This is a genomic window from Polynucleobacter sp. 86C-FISCH, from assembly GCF_018882415.1.
Classification (GTDB): Bacteria; Pseudomonadota; Gammaproteobacteria; order Burkholderiales; family Burkholderiaceae; genus Polynucleobacter.
Genome location: NZ_JACVOL010000001.1, coordinates 1,190,867 through 1,214,720, shown reverse-complemented (window position 1 = coordinate 1,214,720; position 23,854 = coordinate 1,190,867). Strand labels below are relative to the sequence as shown.

Below are 23,854 nucleotides of genomic sequence, written 5' to 3'. Positions count from 1 at the left end.
AAAAAGTTTTGCACAGAGTTATCCACAGGGATACTTTCCGAAACGGGCTTTTTAATTCAGCTAAAGTACTGAGCTTATGTACTCCATCTTATTATCCGCTGGTTGGCCAATTTGGCCCCTCTTAATCATCTCAATTGTTGGCCTGGCTATTGTTCTTGAACGTAGCTGGTATTTGCGCCAAACATATATCTTTCCTAAAAATTGCCTAGAAACTGCTTTTTCCCTTGTAAATCAGATACTTAACAAGAAAACAGGCCTAGAGCAGTCCATTACCGAATTAGCTCAGTTATCCCCCGCTTCGCCATTACTAGCCTGCGCTTTGCGTGAAAAACTCAATGGCAGTAGTGCAGATACGGCTTTAGAAGAACTTCAAGTCACTGCGCAAGCTACATGGCAAAAATTGGATCGCTATTTAGGTGCGCTAGCCACGATTGCTACGGTTGCCCCCTTGCTCGGTTTATTTGGCACCGTCGTGGGCATGATCGAAATTTTTGGTAGTCAGGGCGCCATCAATGGAGCAGCAGGGAGTCCACAACAATTAGCGCACGGTATTTCAGTAGCGCTCTACAACACTGCCTTTGGATTATTGATTGCGATTCCCGCATTAGCAGCATGGCGTGGATTACGTGCAATGGCAAATCAACGCCAACGTGAGTGTGAAGAATTTACTCGCCAACTCTTCAAGAAGCTTTACCCAAACGACACAGTTAACCGCAGTTAATATTAATAAATGAGTTGGTTAGAAACACACCCACAATCTAAGAGAAGATTTTCTCTTGGGGGAAGTGCCGCTCCAGTCGAACCAGAAATTAATCTCATTCCATTTATTGATGTGTTGTTGGTAGTGCTGATCTTTCTCATGATCTCAACTACCTTTACGCGTTATCAAGAGCTGGCTATTACATTGCCTACAGCTAATGGCAGTGAGAGTCAGGCAGAGATTAAGCAGATCCATATTGCGGTCAGTCGTGATGGCCGTTTTGCAATTAACGGCAAGGTGACCGATCGCTCACAACTGAGTAATGCATTAACTCAATTGAGTGGGCAAGATGCTCAGAAAGAAAAGACAAGCTCACTACAAGTCAACATTGACGCCGATGCCAAAGCCCCCCACCAAGCAGTCATGAGTGCGCTTGAAGCAGCCCGTGATGCCAATCTTTCAAACATTGTCTTTAGCAGTCAAACTAAGAAATAAATCACCAGTAAAGACTTCTGCCCTTCATGTCCTTTTCTTTTTTCCGTAAAGCCCCCAAGTTTTGGGAAAGGCGTGGTCCCACTAGCTTAGTTCTATTGCCGCTCTCCTGGCTTTATGGCTTGGTATTGCGAGCACGAAGATTAATTCAGGACACTGGTCTAGTTAAACAAAAAACTGCCCCCGTGCCCATCATCATCGTAGGTAATATTCGGGTTGGCGGCACAGGCAAAACTCCGATCGTGATTGCATTAGCAGAACGATTACAGCAATTAGGCTGGAGACCCGGAATCATTAGCAGAGGATATGGCTCTTCATCGCAAACCACCCCATTAGAAGTTAGCAGCCATTCTAATCCAGCCTTAGTTGGCGATGAGCCAGTGCTCATTGCAAAACGTACTCATGATCAATTTCCGATTTGGGTTTTTCCAAAACGCCAGAAAAGTATTCAGGCTTTGCTAAAACACTCCCCCAATGTCAACGTGATTATTAGTGATGATGGCTTGCAACACAGCGGATTAGCACGCTGGCCTGCGCGCGAAGGTGGCCGAGATATCGAACTGGTGGTTCGTGATGGACGAGGCGAAGGCAATGGCTTTTTACTTCCAGCAGGCCCATTACGAGAACCCGCCACCCGCGAGCGTGATGCAACCCTCTTTACCGGCAAGGCAAAAGCTGGCGATCATCAAGTAGGTTCACAGGATGAATATTTTTTAGGACGTCGTGCGTTTTCTCTCTTAAGCAATTTAGGCAAGGCGTATCAATTAAACAACCCGGCCAATACTCAAACGCTTGCACAAATTGCAGAAAATAATTTACCCAACAAAATTACTGCAGTTGCCGCTCTGGGTAATCCGCAGCGCTTTTTTGATGACCTGTTAAAACAAGGTATTGCTGGTAAGACAATTCCTTTGCCTGATCATGCGACCTATACCCCGGAATTTTTCAGCAAGATCAATGCGCAATGCATTCTGATTACAGAAAAGGATGCTGTGAAGTGCGCTGACATTACTGATGAACGAATCTGGGTAGTACCAATGACGCTTACCCTCCCCGATACTTTGGCTGATTGGCTGCAATCCATCCTACAAAGACCCGATCCCTATCGCTACACCTTGTAGCTCAGGACAACTTAGCACTACACTGTCTCATCACCTATTTAGACTGACTATCAAAGAAATCATGGATAAACGACTGCTCGATATTTTGGTATGCCCCTTGTGCAAAAGCCAACTGCATTTAGATACCGATAAGCATGAGCTTATTTGCAAAGCGGATCGCTTGGCCTACCCCATTCGGGATGATGTGCCAGTGATGTTGGTAGATGAAGCACGCAGCCTTAGTGCTGATGAAATCGCTTAATTTGTTGATCGTCGCCATTAATGAACGCTGATTCCAAAGCACCAGATTTTTTAGTGGTGATTCCAGCTAGACTGGGATCCACTCGCTTACCGCGCAAACCCTTGGCGGATATTGGTGGCAAACCCATGGTGATTCGGGTTGCAGAGCGCGCTAAGCAATCTCTCGCACAAAGTGTTGTGGTGGCGACTGATTCACCAGAGATTCAAGCCGCTTGTGATGAACATCGGATTGAGTGCTTACTAACAAGCGCAGATCACCCCACGGGTACTGATCGCATTGCCGAAGTTGCGCAACTTCTAAAACTACCGAACAATGCATTGATTGTGAATGTACAGGGTGATGAACCTCTCATTCCTCCAGAGCTCATCAATCAAGTTGCCATGACTTTGGCAGAGCATGAACAGTGCGCCATCTCCACAGTTGCTGTACCCATTACTGAAGCTTCGGAGATTCTCAATCCGAATGTCGTAAAAGTAGTGCTCAACCGCTCTGGCGAAGCGCTGTATTTTTCTCGAGCGCCGATCCCCTTCGTAAGAGATACTCAAGACACTCAAAAAACCGAGCATTTACGCCACTTAGGTATCTACGCTTATCGAGCTGATTTTTTGCAGGCCTACACCCTCCTCGAGCCTGCCCCTCCAGAGCAAGCAGAGGCACTAGAGCAGTTACGCGCCCTTTGGAATGGCTACCGGATAGCGGTTTATACCGCCTCAGAAGCCCCACCAGCCGGGGTTGATACCCCAGAAGACCTCGAAAGAGTGCGACAGTTACTAGGTTAACAAGCCAAATCCTCGATAGCCTGATGCTTCTCGGGGATAATCCTAGGCAATAAGTATCTAGGATCCCAACAAAATACGGGACAATGTCAGCTCTTCTAAGGGGAAAACAATGCGGTTGATTCTGCTCGGTGCACCAGGTGCTGGAAAAGGCACACAAGCTCAGTTTATTTGCGAAAAGTTCGCTATTCCACAAATCTCTACAGGCGATATGTTGCGCGCTGCTGTGAAAGCCGGAACTGAATTAGGTATTGCTGCTAAAAAAATTATGGATGCCGGCGGCCTTGTTTCTGATGACATCATCATCGGTCTCGTAAAAGCTCGCTTGACCCAACCAGATTGCAGCAAAGGTTATTTGTTTGATGGTTTCCCAAGAACTATTCCACAAGCGCAAGCTATGAAAGATGCTGGCGTACCAATTGATTACGTTTTAGAAATCGATGTGCCATTTGATGCCATCATCGATCGTATGGGCGGTCGTCGTGTTCACCCAGCCTCAGGCCGCACTTATCACATCAAATACAACCCACCAAAGGTTGAAGGTAAGGATGATGTTACCGGCGATCCATTGATTCAGCGTGATGACGATAAAGAAGAAACTGTTCGCAAACGTTTGCAGGTTTATGACGATCAGACTCGCCCACTGGTGGAGTACTACTCTTCATGGGCTGCACAAGCTAATTCAGCTGACAAGGTGAAGGCTCCTGCCTATCGCAAAGTTAGCGGCACAGGTAGCGTTGAAGACATTACTGCTTCTATTTTTGCTGAATTGAAATAACCGACTGTTAATTAGTTTTGGCCAAATAAAAAAGGACTGCAGAGCAGTCCTTTTTTTGTTTTGAAAGAAAATTAAAACTTTGCTCGCGCTAGCTCAATATCCATCAAGGCACATTGAATTAAAACAGAATCCCCGTTTTCATTAACCGCCTGAAGGTATCCAGCAATATCTTGCTCAGTTTTTAAGTAGTCAAGAATATCGAATGAAGAAAGCTGATCAATTTTCATAAGTTAGATACCTGTTACTTCAACTCTTTTAAAGCGCTCTCAAAAGATTCAATATCTGCAAAGCTTCGGTAGACAGAAGCAAAGCGGATGTAAGCTACCTTGTCTAAGCGCTTGAGCTCACGCATAACGAGCTCACCAACACGCTCGCTAGGAATCTCTTTTTCACCAAGACTGAGAAGTTTTTCTTCAATTCGGGCAATGGATTCATCAACGGAGTCCGAAGAGACTGGGCGCTTGCGTAGTGCTAGCTTAAGTGAACTTGCCAACTTATCGTGGCTGTATTCAACGCGGCTACCATTTTTCTTAACAATGGCTGGCAGCGCTAATTCAACCCGTTCGTAAGTTGTAAAGCGCTTGTCGCATTTGGCACAACGGCGACGACGGCGAATAGTATCGCCTTCGTCGGAAACCCGAGTATCTAAAACTTGGGTATCGTCGTTATGACAGAAAGGGCAGCGCAAAGTTGTCTTCGCCTACTTAACCGTAAACCGGGAAGCGCTTGGTCAACTCAGCTACTTGCGCGCGCACCTTAGCAATATTGTCTGGATCATTTGGATTATCCAAAACATCAGCAATGAAGTTACCTACTTGTCTTGCTTCCGCTTCTTTAAATCCACGAGTAGTCATCGCTGGTGAACCCAAACGAATACCGCTAGTTACCATTGGCTTTTCTGGATCATTAGGGATGCCGTTTTTGTTACAAGTGATATGAGCTTCACCCAATACACGCTCAGCTTCTTTACCGGTCATCTTCTTGGCACGCAAATCCACCAACATCACATGTGAATCTGTGCCGCCAGAAACAATACGTAAACCGCGCGCAATTAAAGTCTCAGCAAGTGCTTTCGCATTTGCAACCACTTGCTTTTGATAATCTTTGAAGCCTGGCTCAGCTGCCTCTTTGAATGCAACTGCTTTAGCAGCGATCACATGCATTAAAGGACCGCCCTGTAAGCCTGGAAACACTGCAGAGTTAATCGCTTTCTCATGCTCAGCCTTCATCAAGATGATGCCGCCACGTGGGCCGCGCAAGCTCTTGTGGGTTGTAGAGGTCACGATGTCTGCGTGTGGCACTGGGTTTGGATAAACACCTGCTGCAATCAAACCAGCATAGTGAGCCATGTCAACCATGAAGATCGCGCCCACTTCTTTTGCCAATTTACCAATGCGCTCAAAATCGATTTTCTTTGAGTAAGCAGACGCACCAGCAATAATCAGCTTTGGTTTGTGCTCGCGAGCGAGACGCTCCATTTGTTCGTAATCAATCTCTTCATTTTTATCGAGACCGTAAGCAATCGGATTGAACCATTTACCACTCATGTTCAAAGCCATACCGTGAGTCAAGTGACCGCCTTCAGCAAGACTCATACCCATAAAGGTATCGCCTGGTTTTAAGAAAGCCAAAAATACTGCTTGGTTAGCAGATGCTCCGCAATGAGGCTGAACGTTTGCTGCTTCAGCACCAAATAAAGTCTTTACACGATCAATTGCTAATTGCTCAGCCACATCAACGAATTCACAACCGCCGTAGTAGCGCTTACCTGGATAGCCTTCAGCGTACTTATTGGTCAATTGTGAGCCTTGGGCTGCCATGACCGCTGGAGAGGTGTAATTTTCAGAAGCAATCAGCTCAATATGGTCTTCTTGACGCTTATTTTCATTCTGAATGGCTTCCCATAACTGGGGATCGGTTTTAGCTAGAGTGTTTTGACGGTCAAACATGGTGATAATCCTGATGAAGTTCGATTGCTGAGTTGATTAACTTAGTAAAATCAACCTACATCATACAAAATCCACCATGACCTCTACACAAGACCTCTCCTTCCTCTCCCTAGTCCTCAATGCCAGCCTATTAGTACAGTTGGTAATGTTGTTATTACTCAGCATGTCGATAGCCTCTTGGACCATTATTTTCAAGAAAACAGCGGTTTTAAGAGGGGTTAGGCTAGATACAGAGCGCTTTGAGCGTGATTTCTGGTCCGGTGGCGATCTAAATACCCTCCTGGAGGCCGCCCAGCGCAATACCCGCAGCGATGCCGTCCTGGAGCACATCTTTGAAGCTGGCATGCAAGAGTTCACCAAGGGCCGTGAGATTGACGCTGCCCGCCGTGCCATGAAAGCCACCTACCAACGTGAAATGGACCTCCTGGAGGCCAATCTGCCGTTCTTAGCGTCCGTAGGCTCAGTCTCCCCCTATATCGGTCTCTTTGGCACTGTTTGGGGCATCATGCACGCCTTCCGCGGTTTGGCTAACGTCCAAAACGCCACCTTGGCAGCAGTCGCCCCGGGTATTGCCGAAGCACTCGTTGCAACTGCGATTGGTTTGTTTGCAGCGATTCCGGCAGTGGTTGCCTATAACCGCGCAGCCACTGATGTAGATCGCCTATCAATTCGCTTTGAAACATTCATTGAAGAGTTCACCAACATCTTGCAGCGTCAAACCGCTGGACGTTGATTGAACGAACAAGTGAACCTATAAGCGAAAACATTTATGGCCGGATCTTCATTACGTAAAAACAAACGTCGGGCAATGTCTGACATCAACGTCGTCCCGTATATCGATGTGATGTTGGTATTACTCGTGATCTTTATGGTCACTGCGCCGATGGTCAATCCTGGCGTTGTCAATCTGCCAACCGTTGGTGGTGCGAAAGTGCAATCTCTACCGCCAGTCTTTTTAACTATTGATGCCAATGAAAATGTCATTGTGAAAAAAGATGGTGACCCAACACAAACACTCAATAAATTTGAAATTGGCGCATTTGCTCGGTCACAAGCGGAAAAATCTGCAGAACAACCGATTGTGATTGCAGCTGATAAATCCATTAAATATGAAACAGTAATGGAAGTCATGTCCAAGCTCAAAGAGAATGGCGTGAAGCGCGTTGGACTTGCGGTCAAGACTCAATAAGGCTTAGAGGCTTGTTTTAATTGCCCATGAATAGCGCTCCTACTTTTCAACCCTCTTTCTCGCCATTCAAGCGAGGTCGACACACCAAGGCTGAAAGCACGAAACGTGCGTTTACTTTTTCTCTTGTAGTTCATCTTGGCTTGCTAGCATTTTTAATGATTGGCATTAGCTGGAACAACAGCACATCTTCAGGTGTCGAAGTAGAACTCTGGGATTCCACTCCACAAATTCAAGCACCACCCGAGCCAGAACTCAAAACGGAAATGAAAGAAGAGGCTGCTGACATTGCCATCAAGAAAAAGAAGGTAGAGAAAGATCCGCCGAAAAAAGAAGTAAAAGAAACACCAAAAACAGTAAAGCCTCCCCCGCCAAAAGAGAAGGCGAAAGAACCTGAGAAGCCAAAAAAAGCTGAAGCACCAAAAGCACAATCTCCTGCTGAGACAAAAGCAAATGCTGCAGCTGAAAAAGCACGCGCAGATCAATTGGCGCGCTTGCGTGCAGCAGCTGGCGCTGAAGGTGGTAGCGGTGGCACGGTCGGAAGCGGTGTTGGCGGTGGTGGCAATGCGCCCCCAGGATGGACCGATAAAGTCATTAAGAAGGTCAAGCCATTAATCGTCTTTAATCCTGAATCCGTCAGCGGTAACCCAGCTGCAGTGATTTTGGTTAGCCTGGCGCCTGATGGGGCTATTTTGAGCACTAGCATTCAGTCTTCTAGCGGCAATGCTGGCTGGGATCGTGCGGTGCTGCTAGCGCTTTCACGTGCAGAGAGCCTACCAAAAGACGACAATGGCAAAATTCCACAACGCGAAGTGAAACTGACTTTTAAACCCAAGGATTAATGCATGTTGCAAACAGCAAAAAGATTGATATCTAAACTGAATTCTTTTGGCTTAATCGTAATAACTTTGTGCGCTAGCATCGCAACACCTGCGCTAGCGCAGATGAATATTGAAATCACTGGTGTAGGTCAGTCACTCTATCCAATCGCAGTAATGCGCTTTAAGGATGAAAACAAATTACCAACCTCCGTTACTGAAATCATTCGTCAAGATTTAGCTCGCAGCGGTTACTTTAAAAATACCGAGAACGGCAATGCCGTTGAGAGTGATGAAGGTACGCCGAATTACAAATCTTGGGCAGCACGTGGTGCTGATGCATTGGTGGTTGGATCGGTTGTGCAAACAGGCAATGGTCAATTCGAGATCCACTACAAGCTATTTGATATTCGTAAATCAGTCAGTCTTGGTGGCTTAAATCTGAACTCTAGCGCCGATAACTTGCGTGCAGCAGCTCACAAAATTGCTGATGACATTATTTATAAATTGCTTGGTGAGCGTGGCGTGTTCTCCACCCGCCTCTCCTATGTCATCAAGGATGGCAAGCGCTATCGCCTTGTGATCTCTGACGCAGACGGTCAAAACATTCGTAATGCTATGAACAGCGGCGAGCCAATCATTTCCCCATCATGGTCACCAGATGGCAAGAAAGTAGCTTACGTTTCTTTTGAAGATCGCAAGCCAGTAATCTATGTTCACGAACTTGCTACTGGTCGTCGCATTTCTCTTTCCAATCAAAAAGGTAACAACAGTGCACCAGCTTGGTCGCCTGATGGAAAAAAATTGGCGATCTCATTATCTAAAGATGGCAACACGCAGATCTATGGCATCAATGCAGATGGCACTGGTTTGCATCGCTTAACTCGTGGCAACACAATTGATACCGAACCACAATATTCTGCTGATGGTCGTTTTATCTACTTCACCAGTGATCGTGGTGGTAATCCGCAAATCTATCGTATGAGCGCCGATGGCGAACAGGCTGAAGGTGTGAAACGCGTGACCTTCAAACAAGGTTTCGTCACCTCACCACGCATCTCGCCCGATGGAAAGTATTTAGCCTACATTGCGAATATTGGTGGCGCCTATCGTCTCTACATTCTCAATCTGGCTACCGGTGATGCGCAAGCTCTCACTGATGGCACTAGCGATGAATCCCCTTCCTTTGCGGCTAATGGTCGCTACGTTCTCTATTCCACCAAAGTGGGTGGCAAGCGTGTCCTAGCTGCTGTTTCAGTAGACGGAAACTCTAAGCAGGTGCTCAGCATCCCAGGATCTGACGTTCGTCAGCCTTCCTGGGGTCCGTTCATGGACTAAGCCCTTTTTAAGGGCTTAAATAGTCACTTTTGATGTTCTTGGGGGCATAATATTAACTATTAGCTCCTTTGGAGCGGCTTTTATTAGTTAATTTGTCATTCAGCTTGTAGGAAAAAGGAAAATTCATGAAGATTTCTATCGCACGTCGCGCAGCGACATTTGCTCTTATCGGCGCTACTGCATTGCTCATGGCAGCATGTTCTAGCGTGAAGTTGGACGACACCGATGGTGCCAACGGCAGCGGTAGTGGCAAATTTGGTTCACAGCCATGGAATGATCCAAGCAGCCCGCTTTTTGAAAAGAGCGTTTACTTCGGCTTTGATGAGTACACCGTTCAGACTAAATATCAAAAAATGTTGTCTGCTCACGCAAGCTACCTAAAAGCCAATCCAAAACAAAAGGTCATTATTCAAGGTAATACTGATGAACGCGGTACAGCAGAATACAACTTGGCACTTGGCCAGCGTCGTTCTGATGCAGTGCGCAAGTCGTTGAACTTGATGGGCGTTTCCGATGACCAAATGGAAGCAGTGAGCTTTGGTAAAGAAAAGCCGAAAGCTGAAGGTGACAATGAAGCAGCATGGGCACAAAATCGCCGCGCTGATATTGTTTACATTACGAACTAATGATGACGCTTTCTCACTCAGTAAAACAAACGCTCTCACGAGCGTTTTGTTTAAGTGCTGCACTCATTTGCTTGGGCGCATCTAATAGTGCTTGGGCCCTCTTCTCCGATGATGAAGCCCGTAAGGCTATTTTGGATCTGCGCAAGTCTCTTGCCACCACCCAGCTTGAGTTGCAGGGTCAAATAGACAAACTCAAAACAGAGAACGCAGAGCTGCGCGGTAAGGTAGAAGAGCTTGAGAAGCAAGGCGAAGACATCAATACCAGTCAGAAGACTTACTACCAAGATCTGGATACTCGCTTAGGTAATTTTGAGCCACGTACAGCCACAATCGAAGGTGTCAGCGGTACAGTTCAACCTGGCGAGAAAAAAGCTTACGACGATGCATTAAAAGCATTTCAAGCAGGCAACCTCAAAAAGGCTGACGATAGCTTTACTGCATTCACTGCGAAATATCCAAAAAGTCCTTACTTGCCACTTGCGCTCTACTGGAGTGGCAATAGCAAGTACGCGAATAAAGAATATGCTGGTGCCATTAGCCAACTCCAAAGTCTGATTAAGAAATATCCAAATCATCCGCGCATTCCAGCAGCAATGGTGACTTTAGGAAATGCTCAATTAGAAAGCGGCAACAAAGCGGCGGCCAAAAAAACATTTAGCGACATCATTGCCAAGTATCCAGATACTGATGCCGCAAAAGATGCGCAGCAAATGATCGCTGCTACGAAGTAATTCATCATCACTGTCTAAGCATGTCTAATTTATCTGCTGCATTTGAATCACTGGCGCCACGCAAGCCTGGCGCCCCTGCAGTGATCTTGTTTTCTGGTGGCTTAGATTCCACAACTGTTTTAGCTCTTGCGAAAGACCTTGGATACACGCCTTACGCCCTTTCAGTGGGTTATGGACAAAGGCACTCTTCTGAACTTGCGGCTGCAAAGCATATCGCCAAACAAATTGGTGTTGCTCGTCATGAGGTGGTGAATTTAGATCTCACCCGCTTTGGTGGTTCTGCTTTAACGGATTCCTCTATCGCAGTTCCGATTACCCCAGGCAAAGATCAAGAGATCCCAGTCACCTATGTGCCTGCACGCAATACGATCTTGCTATCGCTCGCCCTGGGTTGGGCAGAGTCATTGGGCGGACTAGATGTTTTCTATGGCGCTAATGCCGTTGATTACTCAGGTTATCCAGATTGCAGACCAGAGTACGTAGCTTCTTTTGAGCACATGGCCAACCTAGCAACCAAAGCAGGTGTAGAAGCTATTAATGATGAGAATCGCTTTCGGGTGCATGCACCAATCATTAGTCTTACTAAAGCGCAAATTATTCAGCTAGGTAACACTATGGGCGTGGACTACTCCCAAACGGTATCTTGCTATCAAGCCAATGATTTAGGCGAAGCCTGTGGTGAATGCGAATCTTGCCGTCTAAGACAGGCTGGCTTTGAGCAGGCTAATGTGAGCGATCCTACGCGCTATCAAAAAAGTATTAAGAATTAGGCAGCATGTAGCTCATCATCCTGCTGAATCAAACTATCAGCAGGAATTCCCAACATAGAGTGCAATCTCCAAATCATCTTTAATGTAAGCGGACGCTTTCGGTTCAATATCTCATACACACGATTTAGTCCGCCGATCATTGGCTGCAAATCCTTTGGACTCAATCCAGATTGCTCCATTCTGAATTTGATTGCCTCAATTGGATCCGGCGGAAGAATTGCATAATGCTTGCTTTCATAAGCCTCTATGAGCATCAAGAGAATCTCAAATCTGTCACCATCCCTGCTTCCAGGCTTTGGCTCGTGATCAAAATAGTGAGACGCTTGTGCTAGTGCCTCTTTATATTCCGTCTTATTGCGAATAGGTTTCAAATCTTTCATTTCTCCTCCAGCTGTACTGTGCAAGCATCAATTCGATCATAGGCAGCATGACTACCAATAAATTTCACATAAACTGCACCAAAGCTATAAGCAACAGCAACAACTAAGCGATATGCATTTCCCTTGATATTAAAGACTACCCTGTTGTGAGCTATAAAACTCGCACTTCGATATTGATTCTTTATATCTTGTGGCTTTTTCCAAGTGAGATGAGTTACCTCGTCATACCAAGCCTTGAGAGGTTGCTCAGCATCAGGATGAATGCGCCAAAAATTAATTAAGTGTTTTCTCGCTATTACTCGCACCGGGTCATTTTAGTCCCAAATTGGGACTATTGCAAGTAGGGCCATATAGCCATAAAAAAATAGGGTTTAAACCATTTAAAATTTAGACTTATATGGGCACCCCAAAAATACTCATCCCCAAAGCTTCTGTCTGTATGACTGAATTAAGGCGCAATCCGAACATACTTAAACAGCTTTCGGATAGTCAGCCCACAGCCATATCGAGTCGCAATAAGCCAATAGCCTATCTTTTATCGACCAGAGCATACGAGACATTACTTGAGCTGATTGATGATGTCTCGCTTATTCAAACCGTTATGGCTCGTAAAGGCGGCAATACGATAAAAGTTAAGATTTAAATCTTATCGAGCATGCGTGCTACGTAACGCGCAATCAAATCTATCTCCAGATTCACTGCGTCGCCTTGCCCAAGCTTTCCTAGAGTAGTGTTTTCTAGGGTATGAGGGATGATATTGATATCGACAATACAAGCAGTAGCACTGTCTTCGGTCTTGTTCACTGTAAGCGATACGCCATTCACAACGATAGAACCTTTGTATGCCAAAAACGGAGCTAGTTCTTTAGGTGCCTCGATTTGCAGCAGCCAAGATCCATAGGCATCGTTAGCTACTTGAGAAAAGTGAGCCACTTTGCCAACGCCATCTACGTGACCACTGACTAAATGACCGCCGAGGCGATCATTTAAACGCAAGGCCTTCTCTAAATTGACCGCGCCCACCTTATCTAAGCCCACTGTCTTATTGAGGGACTCGCGAGAGATGTCTAAGGCAAATGAGTTTTTTGTTAATTGGGTGGCTGTCATACATGCACCCTGAATCGCAATGCTGTCACCCAAGGCAACATCATCAAGGTAGCCGTCTGGCACCTCTACAAGGAGATGCAAACCATCGCCCTTGGCTTGGGCGCTTTTGATTTGGCCGACGGCCGTAATGATTCCTGTAAACATGGGGAGATTTTAGTTCTTAATCAAACGCAAGCGCAGATCAGGGCCAAAAAGGGTTTGATCTATGATCTGCCAATTCTGGCGCTGACTTAATTCATTTAATGGGCCAACATTAGCCATGCCAATGCCCTCGCCCATCAGGAACGGTGCGTAATAGAACAACAGCTCATCTACGCAATCTTCCCTGAGCATTGAGCCATTGAGCTTAAAGCCAGATTCAATATGGATTTCATTCATCTCACGCTCTTTGGCGAGATAGGAAAATAAGCTCGGCAAATCCACCTTACCAAATGCATTAGCCATTGCGATCACCTGAATACCGCGCGCCTCAAAATTCTTGGCCTTTGCTTGCATCTCAGGGTTATCTAAATTTGCGCATACGATCAAAACACCAGACTTCTCTGGGTTTTGCAAAATCTTAGCTGTTTGTGGAATCTCTAATTTGGAATCAATAATGATTCGCATCGGCTGCCTTAGCGTCTCAACCTCTCTCACGTTCAGACTAGGATCATCTTCTTTTACTGTGCCAACACCTGTAATGATGGCGCATGCTTGTGCGCGCCAGTGATGACCATCAGCTCGAGCAAGTGGGCCTGTAATCCATTGACTACGACCATCGGGCAAAGCAGTTTTGCCATCTAAGCTAGCCGCAATTTTCATGCGCACCCATGGCAAGCCGCGTGTCATTCTAGAAATAAATCCACGATTGAGTGATTGCGCTTCTGACTCTAGCAAACCGGATTGCACTTCAATGCCGGCAGCTCTTAGCTTTTCCAAACCATTGCCCGCGACAAGCGGATTAGGATCGGTCATTGCCACAATCACTTTTGCTGGCTTAGCTGCTAGCAAAGCATCTACACAAGGAGGTGTTCTACCAGTATGGCTACATGGCTCTAGGGTCACATAGATTGTTGATCCAGCAACATCGTTACCCTGGGCTTTAGCATCTGCCAGCGCTTGCACTTCTGCATGTGCCTTTCCGACTGCTTGAGTAAAGCCGCGCCCAATGATTTTTCCCTCTTTCGCAATAACGCATCCAACCCGCGGATTTGGGTTGGAAAGATAGAGTGCTTTTTGAGCTTGGGCCAAAGCTTCGCTCATCATTTGGTGGTCAACTGCGCTGTACATAGGGTCTATTAAACCATTCAATGACAGCGCTTTGCATCCCTAGCAGGATCACAGATGCGCCAGCGCCCACCACTACCCAGAATCATTTGCCTTTCTAAATGAGGAGCCCTTTGATGCCCCAGAATCAGACGATTGGCCACAAACCCACCTTTTCCAGTCTTGGCAGCGCCGGCAGCGTTAAACAAAATCCCCCTCTTGCCAGAATGCGGGTCAGAAAATTGCCTGCCTCCACCCTTAAAGTACACAGGCTCAATATTCCCCTGAGAAAGCCAGTTTTTAGGTTGGCAGTTTGAGCTCGCCTGCTTGCCAATACAGCCACTTTGAATTACCCAGCCATCTTCCCAGAGCTCACCATTCACGGGGGCGAGTTTGACGGACTCCCCTGTATGCAAAGCTTGCTGACGCGCGAAGTGGGCATGAGCAATAAATCTGCGAGCAGCAGTATCAATTTCACGAGTGGCAATTTGCTCTTGCAAGAGCGGCATACTCATCGTTGCAGTAATAGCAATAATTAGCACAACCGCCATTAACTCCAGCAAGGTTGAACCTTTTTGACACACGCGGTTTTTACTCAAAGACTTGGCGCCAATTTATACGAGTAACAACTCCTGTTTTTTCATCAACTACAACACCAATCTGTATGCCTGGTTTTTCCTTGCTAGATATAAGCCAACGATGATTGCCGACTGGTTGTATAAAACAAAGACTGCTTTGTGCTTGACTTAACGCAGTGATATTTTCTTCGCACTCTTGCACTGCTTTTTCTGCAGCAATAAATTTTTTATGGGACTCGCTCATAGTATTAACCTCAATGATGCGTAAAGTCCCAAGACGCTCTATGTATGAGATTAGAGAAGAGCAAAGTAATAGCAAAGAAATTACCCAAGCCAGAATCAAGGCATGTTCCTAGTTGCAAACGTTCTCTCAAAATCTATATTGACTAGAGCACCATCGGTCATTTGCAGGCTGATCTTATATAGCCTGGGAGCCCTATCACCAATGCCACCTGCCCTTTGGGGGGAGTTAATGTCCTCAACAAACAAATGATTAATTCCATTCATGAGCGTGGTGTTTTGCACTCTTCCTTGTCGATCTAGCGATTGGCAAATAAGTGAACCTCCGTTTACTTTCGTACCTTTAGCAATTCCTGCTTGTCGCTCAACGATAAAACCCTGAAAGGCCAAATCTTTTTTGGTGCGCTCTTTGCTAAGAATGTTGCCAATACAATCAAAATCCACCCCATCAGATAATTTATATTGAACACTCAATGAATCTGAACCTCGATAGCCTACTTTTTTATTTACCTGAATAAACCACTTTGTGGCATCAGAATTATTGGAATCATTTTTGGTTTTGATGTTTTGATAACCCGCCATTCGAATCGCACGCCCCATGAGTTCAAACGCACGTTCCGCTTCAGAGATTAATGATTGGGTTTTTTCATACTCTATTTGCTTAGTTGCTAATTCAGCGCTTGCCTTTAGTAGAGGATTTAGAAGAAGCGCGCAAAGTGTGATTCCGACCAGGCACTCGAGCAAACTCATTCTTCACACCCCCTGCTTCATAAAGAGCAACCGCCTTGGAATAGACCTCAAGTTCATGCACGTCAAATTGCCTCCTTATTTCTGATCTTTTACTTTCTTGTTGGACCAGGACCAGAGCCAATCGCTGATAAGCATTGGCCGAGACCATCCAGGCACCCATAATGAGGCTCATAGCCACCAAGACCTCAAGCAAAATGAACCCGTCCGGGCTTGCAAACCAATTAATCGAGTGACTGCCGTTTTGCGTGGTCATTGCCCATTTTCTAAGGGGTAAGGGCTAGATAAAACAGTCTTGTCAGGCTCTTGCCGTCTGAACGGCTGGATATTGCTGTGAGACCTCACGACAACCCTGTCCTGAGCTTAAAATAGAAGGCTATGCCAAATACCCTAGCCTCCACCGAAGAAATCATTGCCGACATGCGTGCCGGCAAAATGGTGATCCTTGTCGACGAAGAAGATCGTGAAAACGAGGGGGACTTGGTGCTGGCCGCAGATCATGTCACTGCAGAAGCGGTGAATTTCATGGCCAAGCATGGCCGTGGCCTCATCTGCCTGACCCTAACCCGCGAGCGCTGCCAACAACTCAACCTGCCATTAATGGTGAGAGATAACGGCACCTCTATGGGAACCAATTTCACAGTTTCTATTGAAGCTGCGACAGGCGTGACTACTGGTATCTCTGCGGCAGACCGTGCGCTCACCATTAAAACTGCGGTGGCACCAAATGCTAAGCCTAGTGATTTAGTTCAACCTGGTCATATATTTCCGTTGATGGCTCAACCTGGCGGCGTATTGATTCGCTCTGGACATACTGAAGCCGGTTGCGATCTTGCAGCTATGGCCGGTTGCTCACCAACCTCAGTCATCTGCGAAATCATGAAAGACGATGGCAGCATGGCCCGCCTTCCTGACTTACTAGAGTTTGCAAAAGAACATCAATTAAAAATTGGCAGCATTGCTGACTTGATCCAATATCGCAGCCAACATGAAAGCATTGTGGTGCGTGAAGGTACTCGTGAATTTATTACCCCTTGGGGAAAATTCCAGGGGATTATTTATCGCGACACTCCAAGTTCATGCGTGCACGTTGCATTAGTACACGGAAAGCCTTCTGAGGCGCAAGAAACATTAGTGCGCGTACATGAGCCTGTTACCGTTCTGGACTTTTTAGACTCTAACGTCAGCACCCACTCTTGGCCACTAGCCCAAGCACTGCAAGCGATTGCCGCGGCCCCTGCTGGTGTGGCTGTATTGTTAAACGCTTCCGGAATTGCAGCGCCTAGCGATACTGATTGGCTTGCCCAGTTTCAGAAACTCAATCGCCCTCATGATGCCGAACAAAAACCTTTGGCGCGCAAAACAGATTTCAGAAGCTACGGTATTGGTGCACAAATTCTGAAAGATATTGGCGTAGGGAAAATGCGCTTACTAGCCAACCCAAGCCCAGTACCAAGTCTCTCCGGCTACAAGCTGGAAGTAACAGGCTACACCCCTTTTAAACCTTTAATCTAAAAATACTATGACTGACTCCACCAATGAATTTGTAGGCGTATTAGAGGCTGATTTAAATGGGCAAGATCTACGTGTTGGCGTGGTGCAAGCGCGCTTCAATGAAGATCATTGCGTAGCACTCACAAATGCTTGTATTAATGAATTGATTTCCCTAGGTGTTAATCAATCTGATATCAAGCTCGTCACTGTGCCTGGCGCATTAGAGATTCCATTTGCCCTACAAAAAATGGCTGAGACTGGCGAGTTCGATGGCTTAGTTGCTTTAGGGGCTGTTATTCGTGGTGAGACCTATCACTTTGAATTAGTCTCCAATGAATCTGCTGCAGGCATTACTCGCATCTCCATTGATTCTGGTTTACCAATCGCAAACGGCGTGCTCACCTGCGATACGGATGAACAAGCTCTTGCACGTGTCCAAGTGAAGGGTGCTGAATGCGCTCAAGCCGTTGTAGAAATGGCTAACTTGGCACTTGCCCTAACACCAGATATTGATATCGAAATCAATTCGAGCCAAGAGTAAAACATGTCTAAATCTATCCCAAATCCAGAAAACTTAGTACCTGCCAAAGATGCCAAGGCCCCCGCTAAGCGCTCTCTAACCCCACGCCGTCGTGCTCGTGAATACGCTCTTCAAGGCGTGTATCAAAGTCTCGTCATGCGTCGTGCTGGCAGCATTCCAAATGGTGCTGCTATTGCTAAGCAGTTATCCGAAGATCCTGCATTTCGTCGTTGCCAGCTTGATTTGTTTCAGGGCATCTTCGATGGTGTTTTAGCCCGTACAGATGAACTTGAAGCAATCATCACCCCGGCACTGGATCGCCCCATCAATGAATTGTCTCCTGTGGAGCATGCAGCCCTCTTGATTGGCGCATATGAACTAGCAGTTGACCTCTCAGTGCCTTACAAAGTAGCAATCAACGAAGCTGTTGAGCTTGCCAAAACCTTTGGCGGCACTGACGGCCATAAATACGTTAATGGCGTCTTAGACCTGCTCGCGCAAAAACTACGCACTGCCGAGACTCAAGCGGGCTAATACTAAGTTGCCAGCTGTTAAGAAGCTAAGCCTCCAAGCGTACGTGCCTGGAGGCTTTTTTACTTGTTAGGGGATAAAATGATTTGCATCCATATCAAGGTCAGACATCATGCAAAAAGTAGATATTCGCACCCAACTAAAAGACTCCAGCCTTTTTAAAGAGGCAGCCTTCATAAACGGTCAATGGCTGGACTCTAAAAATACCTTTGCAGTTAATAACCCCGCTACTGATGAAGTCATCGCTCATGTTGCTAATCTTGCAACGACTGATGCCGAACTCGCCATCACCGCCGCAGAAAAAGCACTGCCAGCATGGCGTAGCAAGCTAGCAAAAGAGCGTGCGCAAATCATGCGCAAATGGTTTGATCTGATTATTGCCAATACACAAGATCTCGCTACCTTAATGACACTTGAGCAAGGCAAGCCTCTTGCTGAAGCAGCAGGTGAAGTAGCATACGGCGCTTCTTTTGTGGAATGGTTTGCTGAAGAAGCGAAACGGGTTGAAGGCTCTATTTTGAGCACCACCTGGGGCGATAAGCGCCTAATGGTTCTCAAGCAACCGATCGGGGTTTGTGTAGCAATCACTCCTTGGAATTTTCCGATTGCCATGATTACCCGCAAAATTGCACCAGCCATGGCCGCCGGCTGCACGATTGTGATTAAACCTGCAGAACTTACACCACTCTCAGCATTGGCATTGGCTGAACTAGCAAAGCGTGCTGGCGTACCTGATGGTGTTATTAACATCATCACAGCAGATGCCAATCAATCAATTGCCATAGGCAAAACACTCTGCGCATCACCTACAGTTCGCCACCTTTCCTTTACAGGCTCGACAGAAGTTGGTCGCATCCTCATGGAGCAATGCGCTCCTACAGTAAAGAAACTGGCTCTCGAGTTAGGTGGGCACGCCCCATTTATTGTTTTTGAAGATGCCGATATTGATGCAGCCGTTACTGGTGCCATGGCCTCTAAATTTAGAAACTCAGGTCAAACCTGCGTTTGTGCAAATCGTTTTTACGTTCATAAAAAAGTGCAAGATGCTTTTGTGGAGAAATTTGCTAAAGCTCTTGAAGTCATCAAGGTAGGTAACGGCATGCAAGCCGGCATTACTCAGGGACCACTGATTGAAACTGCTGCCCTTGAAAAAGTGAAAAAGCATGTCGCTGATGCCATTAGCAAAGGTGCCAAACTGGTTACTGGTGGCAAACCATCTGTTGAAGGAAAGAACTTTTACGAGCCAACGATCCTATCCAACGTCAATAGCCAAATGCTCATTACTTACGAAGAAACATTTGGCCCTATTGCACCAATCATTCCTTTTGAAAGCGATGAAGAAGTCATTCAGCTGGCAAACAGCAGTCAATTTGGTCTGGCCTCTTACTTCTATAGCCGTGACATCGGTCGCATTTGGAAAGTAGCAGAGGCTTTGGAGTACGGAATGGTCGGCGTAAACACCGGCCTCATCTCCAATGAGGTTGCCCCCTTTGGCGGCATCAAACAATCAGGCTTGGGCCGAGAAGGTAGCGTTTACGGTATGGATGAATATCTCGAAATGAAATATGTCTGTATCGGTTTATAAGCAAGCTAAGCCCTGCTGACATTTACATTTCCAAATTTTTTTATTTCTTCTTATAAACCAGATCCCAAACACCGTGGCCTAGTTTGATGCCGCGGTTTTCAAACTTCGTGACCGGGCGATAAGCTGGTCTCTCAACATAGCCAGCGTGCTGTGTATTTAATTGCTCAAGCGTTGGCTTAAACTCATTTGGCGTTTCCTCTGGCTTGGCTACATCGGAAACATCAAAGGTTTCAATCTTTACCAAATCACTAGAAGTATTTTGCAAAGTAGGCTCAGCATTTAATACCAAGAGCATTTGCTCAGCATAGTTATGCCAATCAGTGGCCAAATGCAAATAGCCACCAGGCTTTAATCTAGAAACCAATAAACGGACAAACTCCGCCTGAATCAAGCGGCGCTTGTGGTGACGCTTCTTATGCCATGGATCTGCAAAATAAATATGAATGCCATCTAATGAATCTTGGGCAATCATCTGCTCAAGCACCTCAACAGCATCGTGGCGAATTAAGCGTAAATTGGTTAATTGATTTTCACCAATGAGTTTGAGCAATGCACCCACACCCGGTGGATGAACCTCAATTGCCAAAAAATCATCCTCAGATCTTAGTGCGGCGATCTTGGCAGTCGTCTCACCCATGCCAAAACCAATCTCAAGAATCTTTGGCTTGCTTGAACCTTGAAATGCCTCATTTAAATTGAGATTAGCAGCTTGGTAAGGAATTAAAAACTGAGGACCCAACTCCTCAATAGCGCGCTGCTGACCAGCTGTGGTTCTACCGGCCCTTAAAACAAAAGAACGAATGCGGTCAGTTCTTATCATTTGCTGTTGCTGCTTGGTGTATTCCACCCTGCCGAGCGATAGGCATAAACAATTTCAGCAAGCACTATTGAAAGTGATGTCATAAAAAATATGAGGCCCAATACAAAAGTCCAAATGACATACATCGTTTGTAATGAACGAACTGCGCCAGCTTGAAAGAAAAATAATTCAAGAACAGTAAGGGAAATAAAAACGCCGCTCAGAACGTCAAAAAAGATAGCGGCAGTACAAAGACGACCACGAATTTGAGCTTCATCGGCTTCTTTATTCATATGCTGCAATAAAACAGCATCCTTAACCAATCCTTCATTAATCGCTCGTCTAATTTCACGCATCCGATCAACCGATCTGGCCAGGCGCCCGGAAATCGCGTTAATCAAAGTGGCAACTGCAGTCAATAAAAATACAGGGGCCAAAGCCAGCTGAATATTATTGGTAATTGCGTCAATGGATGCATCCATATTAAATTCCGTGGGCTTAAATTAGTGAGACCAGGCAATTAAGCCTGTGTAAGAAGTAAATAAAACTAGCAATCCAAAAGCGATTCGATACCAAGCAAATGGAATGAAGTTATGGTGCGCTACATAGTGAATCAACCAGCGCACACAAACAAATGCAGAGATAAAGGCGGCAATAAAACCTACCACGATAGCAAGAGTAAATTCACCAGAAAAGGCTACGGGATTCTTCCACAACTTCAATAACTCATAAGCCGTAGCACCACCAATTACTGGGATAGCTAAAAAGAAAGAAAACTCAGTAGCAACAGCGCGCGGTAAGCCAAATAACATGCCACCAATAATCGTTGCTCCCGAACGCGATGTTCCGGGTATCAGCGCGGCACATTGCGCCAACCCAACCTTGAGTGCATCTAATGGACTCAAATCATCTACCGACTGAATACGCGTAGAAACATCTGTGAGATTTTGTTGACGACGCTCAGCCCAAAAAATAATAAGTGCGCCAACAATAAAAGCACTCGCTACCGGAATTGGGGCGAAAAGTACTGCCTTGATGTATTTGCCAAATAGAAAAGCTAAGCCCATTGCAGGAATAGAGGCGATCAGTAGATTCAAAACAAAACGACGAGACGCAGGGCTGCCTGAAAAAGAAGTGGCAACCTTTAGAAGCTTTTCACGGAATTCCCAGCACACCGCCAGAATGGCGCCAAACTGAATAATGACTTCAAATGCCTTGCCTCGGTCATCATTAAAGTCGAGCAAATCGCCAACCAAAATCAGATGCCCAGTGCTAGAGATCGGCAAAAACTCCGTTAATCCCTCTACCACCCCCAGAATGACTGCTTTTAATAACAAAATTAGATCCATATCCTAAATTTTATAGGTATAGAGGGGCAATCTAGAGGTTTTGGCAAAATAGTGTCTAAATGAGCAATTTGAATAAATTGGCCTTAAACTGCATGCCACATTGAAAAGTATCTGAATTACATGACCCCAAGCCGCTTTAGACTTTCTCGACTTACCGCCTTTGGTTTGATCCTTAGTCAAGCGCTCGGCTGGAATGCCTGGTCTGGTAATGTCATGGCTCAAAGCCCCAATGCAGCCCCAAGGCCAGCTCTACCGACCCCAATGAGCGCCTCAACCCTGATTGGCCTAGAGCAGCCTCCTCAGATAGCCCCACCACCGACCAAGCCAGCTTTGCCGACGATTTCAGCCCCATCCAATTTGAATGGAAGCAAGACTAGCGATACCAGGGGTCAATTAAATGATTTGATTCAGCTTTATCAAGAGGCTGCATTTAGTGACCCTGTTTTAACAGCGGCACGCTTTAACTACCAAGCCAGTAAAGAGCTCTATTGGCAGGGCTTCTCCTTGCTCATGCCGCAGGCCAATGCCACACCTGGGGGCACTCGCTACTATCAACACGGCACCGGCAGCACTGTAGTCTCAAATAATGCTGGTAACTCACGAGTCTTTGATCAAAAGAGTTATACGGTTACCTTAACGCAGCCCGTATTCAACGTTGGCGCACTAGAGCTATTCAAACAAGGTGATCTCAATACCAAATTAGCGGATATGCGCTTTTTCTTGGCGCAGCAAGATTTGATCTTACGAGTATCACAGGCTTACTTTGATACGCTGACCAGTCAAGACAATGTAGCGCTATATAAAAATAAAAAAGATTTAATCAAACAACAACTAGAAGTTGCGCAAGCAAAATTTGATGCCGGCTTAGCAACTATTGTGGATGTGAATACTGCGCAAGCAGCAATGGATTTAGCAACCTCACAAGAAATCACTGCGCAAGCGGACCTTATTGTGAAGCGCGGTGTTCTGGAACAAATCGTAGGCCGCCCGGTAGGTGCATTGAAGCCCTTAGTGAAAGATGCCAAGATTGAGGGTGTATTAAGAGATCCACGCAGCAAATCTAAAGATGCAAATGGTAATCCGATTGCTGAGAGCGTGAATCCGCATTTGCCACCGGGCCAAACTTTAGATGATTGGATAAATCAAGCTGAGGCTGCGAACTTCAATGTGCTAGCCGGCCAACTCTCTGTAAATCTTGCAGAGAGTACTTATCGTGGCGCTCAAGCCTTAAACTATCCAACCGTAAATTTAGTAGGCACAAGCGGGTACAACACCTCAAACGGAACACCTAATAACTACACACCTGCTAGCACCAATGTGTATAACAACACCGTGGCATTGCAAATGACTATTCCATTGGTATCGGGCGGCTTTAACAGCTCAGTCATCCGTCAAAATGCTGCCCTTGTTGATGCCGCCAAGGCAAACTACGACAACTCCAGACGTACGGCAGCTCAAAACACGCGCGCTGCGTTCACCGGGTTCTACGGTGGATTGGCTAGCGTGAAAGCTTATGAAGCAGCAGAGCGTTCTACCTCGTCTGCCCTTGAGTCAAGCAAGCTAGGCTTTCAAGTTGGTACTTTAATTAATATCGATGTATTGATTGCATTGGATTCATTAATTAATACGCGTTCATTACTGCAGCAAGCACGCTACAACACTATTCTCAATGCAATCAAGCTGAAGGCTCATGCAGCTGCATTAACAGATGCAGACTTAGTCGCTATTAACTCCTTACTGCGATAACTAAAGC

General features: G+C 46.1%; 33 protein-coding genes. 19 read left to right on the top strand and 14 right to left on the bottom strand.

Translation table 11 applies throughout. The annotated features are described in order from the left end of the window. The first annotated feature begins 76 nt into the window (after window positions 1-76). The 6 genes from ICN10_RS06115 (at window position 77) to adk (ending at window position 4,108) form a co-directional block, all read left to right on the top strand. Window positions 77-721, top strand: coding sequence for a MotA/TolQ/ExbB proton channel family protein (locus ICN10_RS06115; protein ID WP_216213756.1), 645 nt, complete (start codon window positions 77-79; stop codon window positions 719-721). Between the two features lie 9 nt (window positions 722-730). Then, the gene (locus tag ICN10_RS06110; RefSeq protein WP_216213751.1) at window positions 731-1,195 is read left to right on the top strand and encodes a biopolymer transporter ExbD; all 465 of its coding nucleotides are present in this window, start codon (window positions 731-733) and stop codon (window positions 1,193-1,195) included. Between the two features lie 26 nt (window positions 1,196-1,221). Then, on the top strand, window positions 1,222-2,313 hold the full coding sequence (gene lpxK, locus ICN10_RS06105) for a tetraacyldisaccharide 4'-kinase (protein ID WP_216213748.1): 1,092 nt from the start codon (window positions 1,222-1,224) through the stop codon (window positions 2,311-2,313). Window positions 2,314-2,374: 61 nt separating this feature from the next. After that, the gene (locus ICN10_RS06100; protein ID WP_216213745.1) at window positions 2,375-2,554 is read left to right on the top strand and encodes a Trm112 family protein; all 180 of its coding nucleotides are present in this window, start codon (window positions 2,375-2,377) and stop codon (window positions 2,552-2,554) included. Between the two features lie 20 nt (window positions 2,555-2,574). Continuing rightward, window positions 2,575-3,333: a 3-deoxy-manno-octulosonate cytidylyltransferase gene (kdsB, locus tag ICN10_RS06095; RefSeq protein WP_216213740.1), complete on the top strand. Its 759-nt coding sequence runs from the start codon at window positions 2,575-2,577 to the stop codon at window positions 3,331-3,333. A 109-nt stretch (window positions 3,334-3,442) separates the two neighbouring features. Then, a complete protein-coding gene (gene adk, locus ICN10_RS06090; RefSeq protein WP_216213737.1) occupies window positions 3,443-4,108 on the top strand; it encodes an adenylate kinase in 666 nt (221 codons plus the stop codon). A 71-nt stretch (window positions 4,109-4,179) separates the two neighbouring features. Here adk and ICN10_RS06085 read toward each other — a convergent pair whose 3' ends face one another. Genes ICN10_RS06085 through glyA form a run of 3 tightly spaced genes read right to left on the bottom strand, consistent with a single transcriptional unit; the run spans window position 4,180 to window position 6,057 of the window. Next, window positions 4,180-4,335 carry a DNA-binding protein gene (locus ICN10_RS06085; protein WP_216213736.1) on the bottom strand — a complete coding sequence of 52 codons (156 nt, stop codon included), beginning with the start codon at window positions 4,333-4,335 and terminating at the stop codon, window positions 4,180-4,182. 14 nt (window positions 4,336-4,349) lie between these two features. After that, the gene (gene nrdR, locus ICN10_RS06080) at window positions 4,350-4,796 is read right to left on the bottom strand and encodes a transcriptional regulator NrdR (RefSeq protein ID WP_068320514.1); all 447 of its coding nucleotides are present in this window, start codon (window positions 4,794-4,796) and stop codon (window positions 4,350-4,352) included. Window positions 4,797-4,812: 16 nt separating this feature from the next. Continuing rightward, window positions 4,813-6,057 carry a serine hydroxymethyltransferase gene (gene glyA / locus ICN10_RS06075; protein WP_216213733.1) on the bottom strand — a complete coding sequence of 415 codons (1,245 nt, stop codon included), beginning with the start codon at window positions 6,055-6,057 and terminating at the stop codon, window positions 4,813-4,815. 76 nt (window positions 6,058-6,133) lie between these two features. Between glyA and tolQ the strand changes: the two genes are divergently transcribed. The 7 genes from tolQ to queC all read left to right on the top strand — a co-directional run bounded on the left by tolQ (window position 6,134) and on the right by queC (window position 11,526). Continuing rightward, complete coding sequence (tolQ, locus tag ICN10_RS06070; RefSeq protein ID WP_216213729.1) at window positions 6,134-6,790, top strand: protein TolQ; 657 nt, start codon at window positions 6,134-6,136, stop codon at window positions 6,788-6,790. Window positions 6,791-6,826: 36 nt separating this feature from the next. Further along, window positions 6,827-7,246, top strand: coding sequence for a protein TolR (tolR, locus tag ICN10_RS06065; protein ID WP_216213726.1), 420 nt, complete (start codon window positions 6,827-6,829; stop codon window positions 7,244-7,246). A gap of 26 nt (window positions 7,247-7,272) precedes the next feature. Continuing rightward, on the top strand, window positions 7,273-8,085 hold the full coding sequence (gene tolA, locus ICN10_RS06060; protein ID WP_216213722.1) for a cell envelope integrity protein TolA: 813 nt from the start codon (window positions 7,273-7,275) through the stop codon (window positions 8,083-8,085). Window positions 8,086-8,088: 3 nt separating this feature from the next. Next, window positions 8,089-9,399: a Tol-Pal system beta propeller repeat protein TolB gene (gene tolB / locus ICN10_RS06055; RefSeq protein ID WP_216213719.1), complete on the top strand. Its 1,311-nt coding sequence runs from the start codon at window positions 8,089-8,091 to the stop codon at window positions 9,397-9,399. A 125-nt stretch (window positions 9,400-9,524) separates the two neighbouring features. Continuing rightward, window positions 9,525-10,025 carry a peptidoglycan-associated lipoprotein Pal gene (gene pal / locus ICN10_RS06050; protein WP_216213717.1) on the top strand — a complete coding sequence of 167 codons (501 nt, stop codon included), beginning with the start codon at window positions 9,525-9,527 and terminating at the stop codon, window positions 10,023-10,025. Next, window positions 10,025-10,756: a tol-pal system protein YbgF gene (ybgF, locus tag ICN10_RS06045; protein ID WP_216213713.1), complete on the top strand. Its 732-nt coding sequence runs from the start codon at window positions 10,025-10,027 to the stop codon at window positions 10,754-10,756. The genes pal and ybgF overlap by 1 nt, the downstream gene beginning before the upstream one ends. A 20-nt stretch (window positions 10,757-10,776) precedes the next feature. Then, a complete protein-coding gene (queC, locus tag ICN10_RS06040) occupies window positions 10,777-11,526 on the top strand; it encodes a 7-cyano-7-deazaguanine synthase QueC (protein WP_216213710.1) in 750 nt (249 codons plus the stop codon). Here queC and ICN10_RS06035 read toward each other — a convergent pair. Next, entirely contained in the window at window positions 11,523-11,906 is a 384-nt protein-coding gene (locus ICN10_RS06035; protein ID WP_216213708.1) for a type II toxin-antitoxin system HigA family antitoxin, read from the bottom strand. The two genes, queC and ICN10_RS06035, sit on opposite strands and share 4 nt — an antisense overlap. After that, entirely contained in the window at window positions 11,903-12,211 is a 309-nt protein-coding gene (locus ICN10_RS06030) for a type II toxin-antitoxin system HigB family toxin (protein ID WP_216213706.1), read from the bottom strand. The genes ICN10_RS06035 and ICN10_RS06030 overlap by 4 nt, the downstream gene beginning before the upstream one ends. Before the next feature lie 134 nt (window positions 12,212-12,345). Here ICN10_RS06030 and ICN10_RS06025 point away from each other — a divergent pair, with 134 nt between their 5' ends. Further along, window positions 12,346-12,549 carry a type II toxin-antitoxin system Phd/YefM family antitoxin gene (locus tag ICN10_RS06025; RefSeq protein ID WP_216213703.1) on the top strand — a complete coding sequence of 68 codons (204 nt, stop codon included), beginning with the start codon at window positions 12,346-12,348 and terminating at the stop codon, window positions 12,547-12,549. On the opposite strand, the gene ICN10_RS06020 is transcribed toward ICN10_RS06025, so the two are convergent. From ICN10_RS06020 to ICN10_RS05995, 6 genes are all read right to left on the bottom strand, one after another. Further along, complete coding sequence (locus tag ICN10_RS06020) at window positions 12,546-13,157, bottom strand: riboflavin synthase (protein ID WP_216213700.1); 612 nt, start codon at window positions 13,155-13,157, stop codon at window positions 12,546-12,548. The two genes, ICN10_RS06025 and ICN10_RS06020, sit on opposite strands and share 4 nt — an antisense overlap. Before the next feature lie 9 nt (window positions 13,158-13,166). Beyond that, window positions 13,167-14,282 carry a bifunctional diaminohydroxyphosphoribosylaminopyrimidine deaminase/5-amino-6-(5-phosphoribosylamino)uracil reductase RibD gene (gene ribD / locus ICN10_RS06015; RefSeq protein ID WP_216213697.1) on the bottom strand — a complete coding sequence of 372 codons (1,116 nt, stop codon included), beginning with the start codon at window positions 14,280-14,282 and terminating at the stop codon, window positions 13,167-13,169. A 17-nt stretch (window positions 14,283-14,299) separates the two neighbouring features. Next, window positions 14,300-14,857, bottom strand: a complete 558-nt coding sequence (locus ICN10_RS06010; protein WP_255536821.1) for a Tfp pilus assembly protein FimT/FimU — start codon at window positions 14,855-14,857, stop codon at window positions 14,300-14,302. Further along, window positions 14,850-15,080, bottom strand: coding sequence for a hypothetical protein (locus tag ICN10_RS06005; protein ID WP_255536820.1), 231 nt, complete (start codon window positions 15,078-15,080; stop codon window positions 14,850-14,852). Before ICN10_RS06005 ends, ICN10_RS06010 begins: the two co-directional genes overlap by 8 nt. A gap of 95 nt (window positions 15,081-15,175) precedes the next feature. After that, window positions 15,176-15,826 (bottom strand): hypothetical protein, encoded by a 651-nt coding sequence (locus tag ICN10_RS06000; protein WP_216213691.1) that lies wholly within the window; start codon window positions 15,824-15,826, stop codon window positions 15,176-15,178. Then, window positions 15,750-16,079: a hypothetical protein gene (locus ICN10_RS05995; protein WP_216213689.1), complete on the bottom strand. Its 330-nt coding sequence runs from the start codon at window positions 16,077-16,079 to the stop codon at window positions 15,750-15,752. Before ICN10_RS05995 ends, ICN10_RS06000 begins: the two co-directional genes overlap by 77 nt. Before the next feature lie 122 nt (window positions 16,080-16,201). Between ICN10_RS05995 and ribBA the strand changes: the two genes are divergently transcribed. The 4 genes from ribBA to ICN10_RS05975 all read left to right on the top strand — a co-directional run bounded on the left by ribBA (window position 16,202) and on the right by ICN10_RS05975 (window position 19,953). Further along, complete coding sequence (gene ribBA, locus ICN10_RS05990) at window positions 16,202-17,338, top strand: bifunctional 3,4-dihydroxy-2-butanone-4-phosphate synthase/GTP cyclohydrolase II (RefSeq protein ID WP_216213686.1); 1,137 nt, start codon at window positions 16,202-16,204, stop codon at window positions 17,336-17,338. 7 nt (window positions 17,339-17,345) lie between these two features. Then, on the top strand, window positions 17,346-17,858 hold the full coding sequence (gene ribH, locus ICN10_RS05985) for a 6,7-dimethyl-8-ribityllumazine synthase (RefSeq protein ID WP_216213683.1): 513 nt from the start codon (window positions 17,346-17,348) through the stop codon (window positions 17,856-17,858). 3 nt (window positions 17,859-17,861) lie between these two features. Beyond that, window positions 17,862-18,371, top strand: coding sequence for a transcription antitermination factor NusB (nusB, locus tag ICN10_RS05980; protein ID WP_216213681.1), 510 nt, complete (start codon window positions 17,862-17,864; stop codon window positions 18,369-18,371). A 109-nt stretch (window positions 18,372-18,480) separates the two neighbouring features. Further along, window positions 18,481-19,953 (top strand): NAD-dependent succinate-semialdehyde dehydrogenase, encoded by a 1,473-nt coding sequence (locus ICN10_RS05975; RefSeq protein ID WP_216213679.1) that lies wholly within the window; start codon window positions 18,481-18,483, stop codon window positions 19,951-19,953. Between the two features lie 40 nt (window positions 19,954-19,993). Here the strand turns inward: ICN10_RS05975 and trmB are convergent, their stop codons facing one another. Genes trmB through ICN10_RS05960 form a run of 3 tightly spaced genes read right to left on the bottom strand, consistent with a single transcriptional unit; the run spans window position 19,994 to window position 22,101 of the window. After that, window positions 19,994-20,773, bottom strand: a complete 780-nt coding sequence (trmB, locus tag ICN10_RS05970; protein WP_216213678.1) for a tRNA (guanosine(46)-N7)-methyltransferase TrmB — start codon at window positions 20,771-20,773, stop codon at window positions 19,994-19,996. Beyond that, entirely contained in the window at window positions 20,770-21,234 is a 465-nt protein-coding gene (locus ICN10_RS05965; protein WP_216213675.1) for a DUF2721 domain-containing protein, read from the bottom strand. The genes trmB and ICN10_RS05965 overlap by 4 nt, the downstream gene beginning before the upstream one ends. 21 nt (window positions 21,235-21,255) lie before the next feature. After that, window positions 21,256-22,101, bottom strand: a complete 846-nt coding sequence (locus ICN10_RS05960; protein WP_216213673.1) for an undecaprenyl-diphosphate phosphatase — start codon at window positions 22,099-22,101, stop codon at window positions 21,256-21,258. Between the two features lie 120 nt (window positions 22,102-22,221). Here ICN10_RS05960 and ICN10_RS05955 point away from each other — a divergent pair, with 120 nt between their 5' ends. After that, window positions 22,222-23,847 carry a TolC family protein gene (locus ICN10_RS05955; RefSeq protein WP_216213670.1) on the top strand — a complete coding sequence of 542 codons (1,626 nt, stop codon included), beginning with the start codon at window positions 22,222-22,224 and terminating at the stop codon, window positions 23,845-23,847. Window positions 23,848-23,854: the final 7 nt, after the last annotated feature.

Excerpts from the sequence above, each read along its gene's own strand:
- ICN10_RS06115 (WP_216213756.1), top strand. The coding sequence starts at position 77 with ATGTACTCCATCTTATTATCCGCTGGTTGGCCAATTTGGCCCCTCTTA.
- ICN10_RS06110 (WP_216213751.1), top strand. The coding sequence starts at position 731 with ATGAGTTGGTTAGAAACACACCCACAATCTAAGAGAAGATTTTCTCTT.
- lpxK (WP_216213748.1), top strand. The coding sequence starts at position 1,222 with ATGTCCTTTTCTTTTTTCCGTAAAGCCCCCAAGTTTTGGGAAAGGCGT.
- ICN10_RS06100 (WP_216213745.1), top strand. The coding sequence starts at position 2,375 with ATGGATAAACGACTGCTCGATATTTTGGTATGCCCCTTGTGCAAAAGC.
- kdsB (WP_216213740.1), top strand. The coding sequence starts at position 2,575 with ATGAACGCTGATTCCAAAGCACCAGATTTTTTAGTGGTGATTCCAGCT.
- adk (WP_216213737.1), top strand. The coding sequence starts at position 3,443 with ATGCGGTTGATTCTGCTCGGTGCACCAGGTGCTGGAAAAGGCACACAA.
- ICN10_RS06085 (WP_216213736.1), bottom strand. The coding sequence starts at position 4,335 with ATGAAAATTGATCAGCTTTCTTCATTCGATATTCTTGACTACTTAAAA.
- glyA (WP_216213733.1), bottom strand. The coding sequence starts at position 6,057 with ATGTTTGACCGTCAAAACACTCTAGCTAAAACCGATCCCCAGTTATGG.
- tolQ (WP_216213729.1), top strand. The coding sequence starts at position 6,134 with ATGACCTCTACACAAGACCTCTCCTTCCTCTCCCTAGTCCTCAATGCC.
- tolR (WP_216213726.1), top strand. The coding sequence starts at position 6,827 with ATGGCCGGATCTTCATTACGTAAAAACAAACGTCGGGCAATGTCTGAC.
- tolA (WP_216213722.1), top strand. The coding sequence starts at position 7,273 with ATGAATAGCGCTCCTACTTTTCAACCCTCTTTCTCGCCATTCAAGCGA.
- tolB (WP_216213719.1), top strand. The coding sequence starts at position 8,089 with ATGTTGCAAACAGCAAAAAGATTGATATCTAAACTGAATTCTTTTGGC.
- pal (WP_216213717.1), top strand. The coding sequence starts at position 9,525 with ATGAAGATTTCTATCGCACGTCGCGCAGCGACATTTGCTCTTATCGGC.
- ybgF (WP_216213713.1), top strand. The coding sequence starts at position 10,025 with ATGATGACGCTTTCTCACTCAGTAAAACAAACGCTCTCACGAGCGTTT.
- queC (WP_216213710.1), top strand. The coding sequence starts at position 10,777 with ATGTCTAATTTATCTGCTGCATTTGAATCACTGGCGCCACGCAAGCCT.
- ICN10_RS06035 (WP_216213708.1), bottom strand. The coding sequence starts at position 11,906 with ATGAAAGATTTGAAACCTATTCGCAATAAGACGGAATATAAAGAGGCA.
- ICN10_RS06025 (WP_216213703.1), top strand. The coding sequence starts at position 12,346 with ATGACTGAATTAAGGCGCAATCCGAACATACTTAAACAGCTTTCGGAT.
- ICN10_RS06020 (WP_216213700.1), bottom strand. The coding sequence starts at position 13,157 with ATGTTTACAGGAATCATTACGGCCGTCGGCCAAATCAAAAGCGCCCAA.
- ribD (WP_216213697.1), bottom strand. The coding sequence starts at position 14,282 with ATGTACAGCGCAGTTGACCACCAAATGATGAGCGAAGCTTTGGCCCAA.
- ICN10_RS06005 (WP_255536820.1), bottom strand. The coding sequence starts at position 15,080 with ATGAGCGAGTCCCATAAAAAATTTATTGCTGCAGAAAAAGCAGTGCAA.
- ICN10_RS06000 (WP_216213691.1), bottom strand. The coding sequence starts at position 15,826 with ATGAGTTTGCTCGAGTGCCTGGTCGGAATCACACTTTGCGCGCTTCTT.
- ICN10_RS05995 (WP_216213689.1), bottom strand. The coding sequence starts at position 16,079 with ATGACCACGCAAAACGGCAGTCACTCGATTAATTGGTTTGCAAGCCCG.
- ribBA (WP_216213686.1), top strand. The coding sequence starts at position 16,202 with ATGCCAAATACCCTAGCCTCCACCGAAGAAATCATTGCCGACATGCGT.
- ribH (WP_216213683.1), top strand. The coding sequence starts at position 17,346 with ATGACTGACTCCACCAATGAATTTGTAGGCGTATTAGAGGCTGATTTA.
- nusB (WP_216213681.1), top strand. The coding sequence starts at position 17,862 with ATGTCTAAATCTATCCCAAATCCAGAAAACTTAGTACCTGCCAAAGAT.
- ICN10_RS05975 (WP_216213679.1), top strand. The coding sequence starts at position 18,481 with ATGCAAAAAGTAGATATTCGCACCCAACTAAAAGACTCCAGCCTTTTT.
- trmB (WP_216213678.1), bottom strand. The coding sequence starts at position 20,773 with ATGATAAGAACTGACCGCATTCGTTCTTTTGTTTTAAGGGCCGGTAGA.
- ICN10_RS05965 (WP_216213675.1), bottom strand. The coding sequence starts at position 21,234 with ATGGATGCATCCATTGACGCAATTACCAATAATATTCAGCTGGCTTTG.
- ICN10_RS05960 (WP_216213673.1), bottom strand. The coding sequence starts at position 22,101 with ATGGATCTAATTTTGTTATTAAAAGCAGTCATTCTGGGGGTGGTAGAG.
- ICN10_RS05955 (WP_216213670.1), top strand. The coding sequence starts at position 22,222 with ATGACCCCAAGCCGCTTTAGACTTTCTCGACTTACCGCCTTTGGTTTG.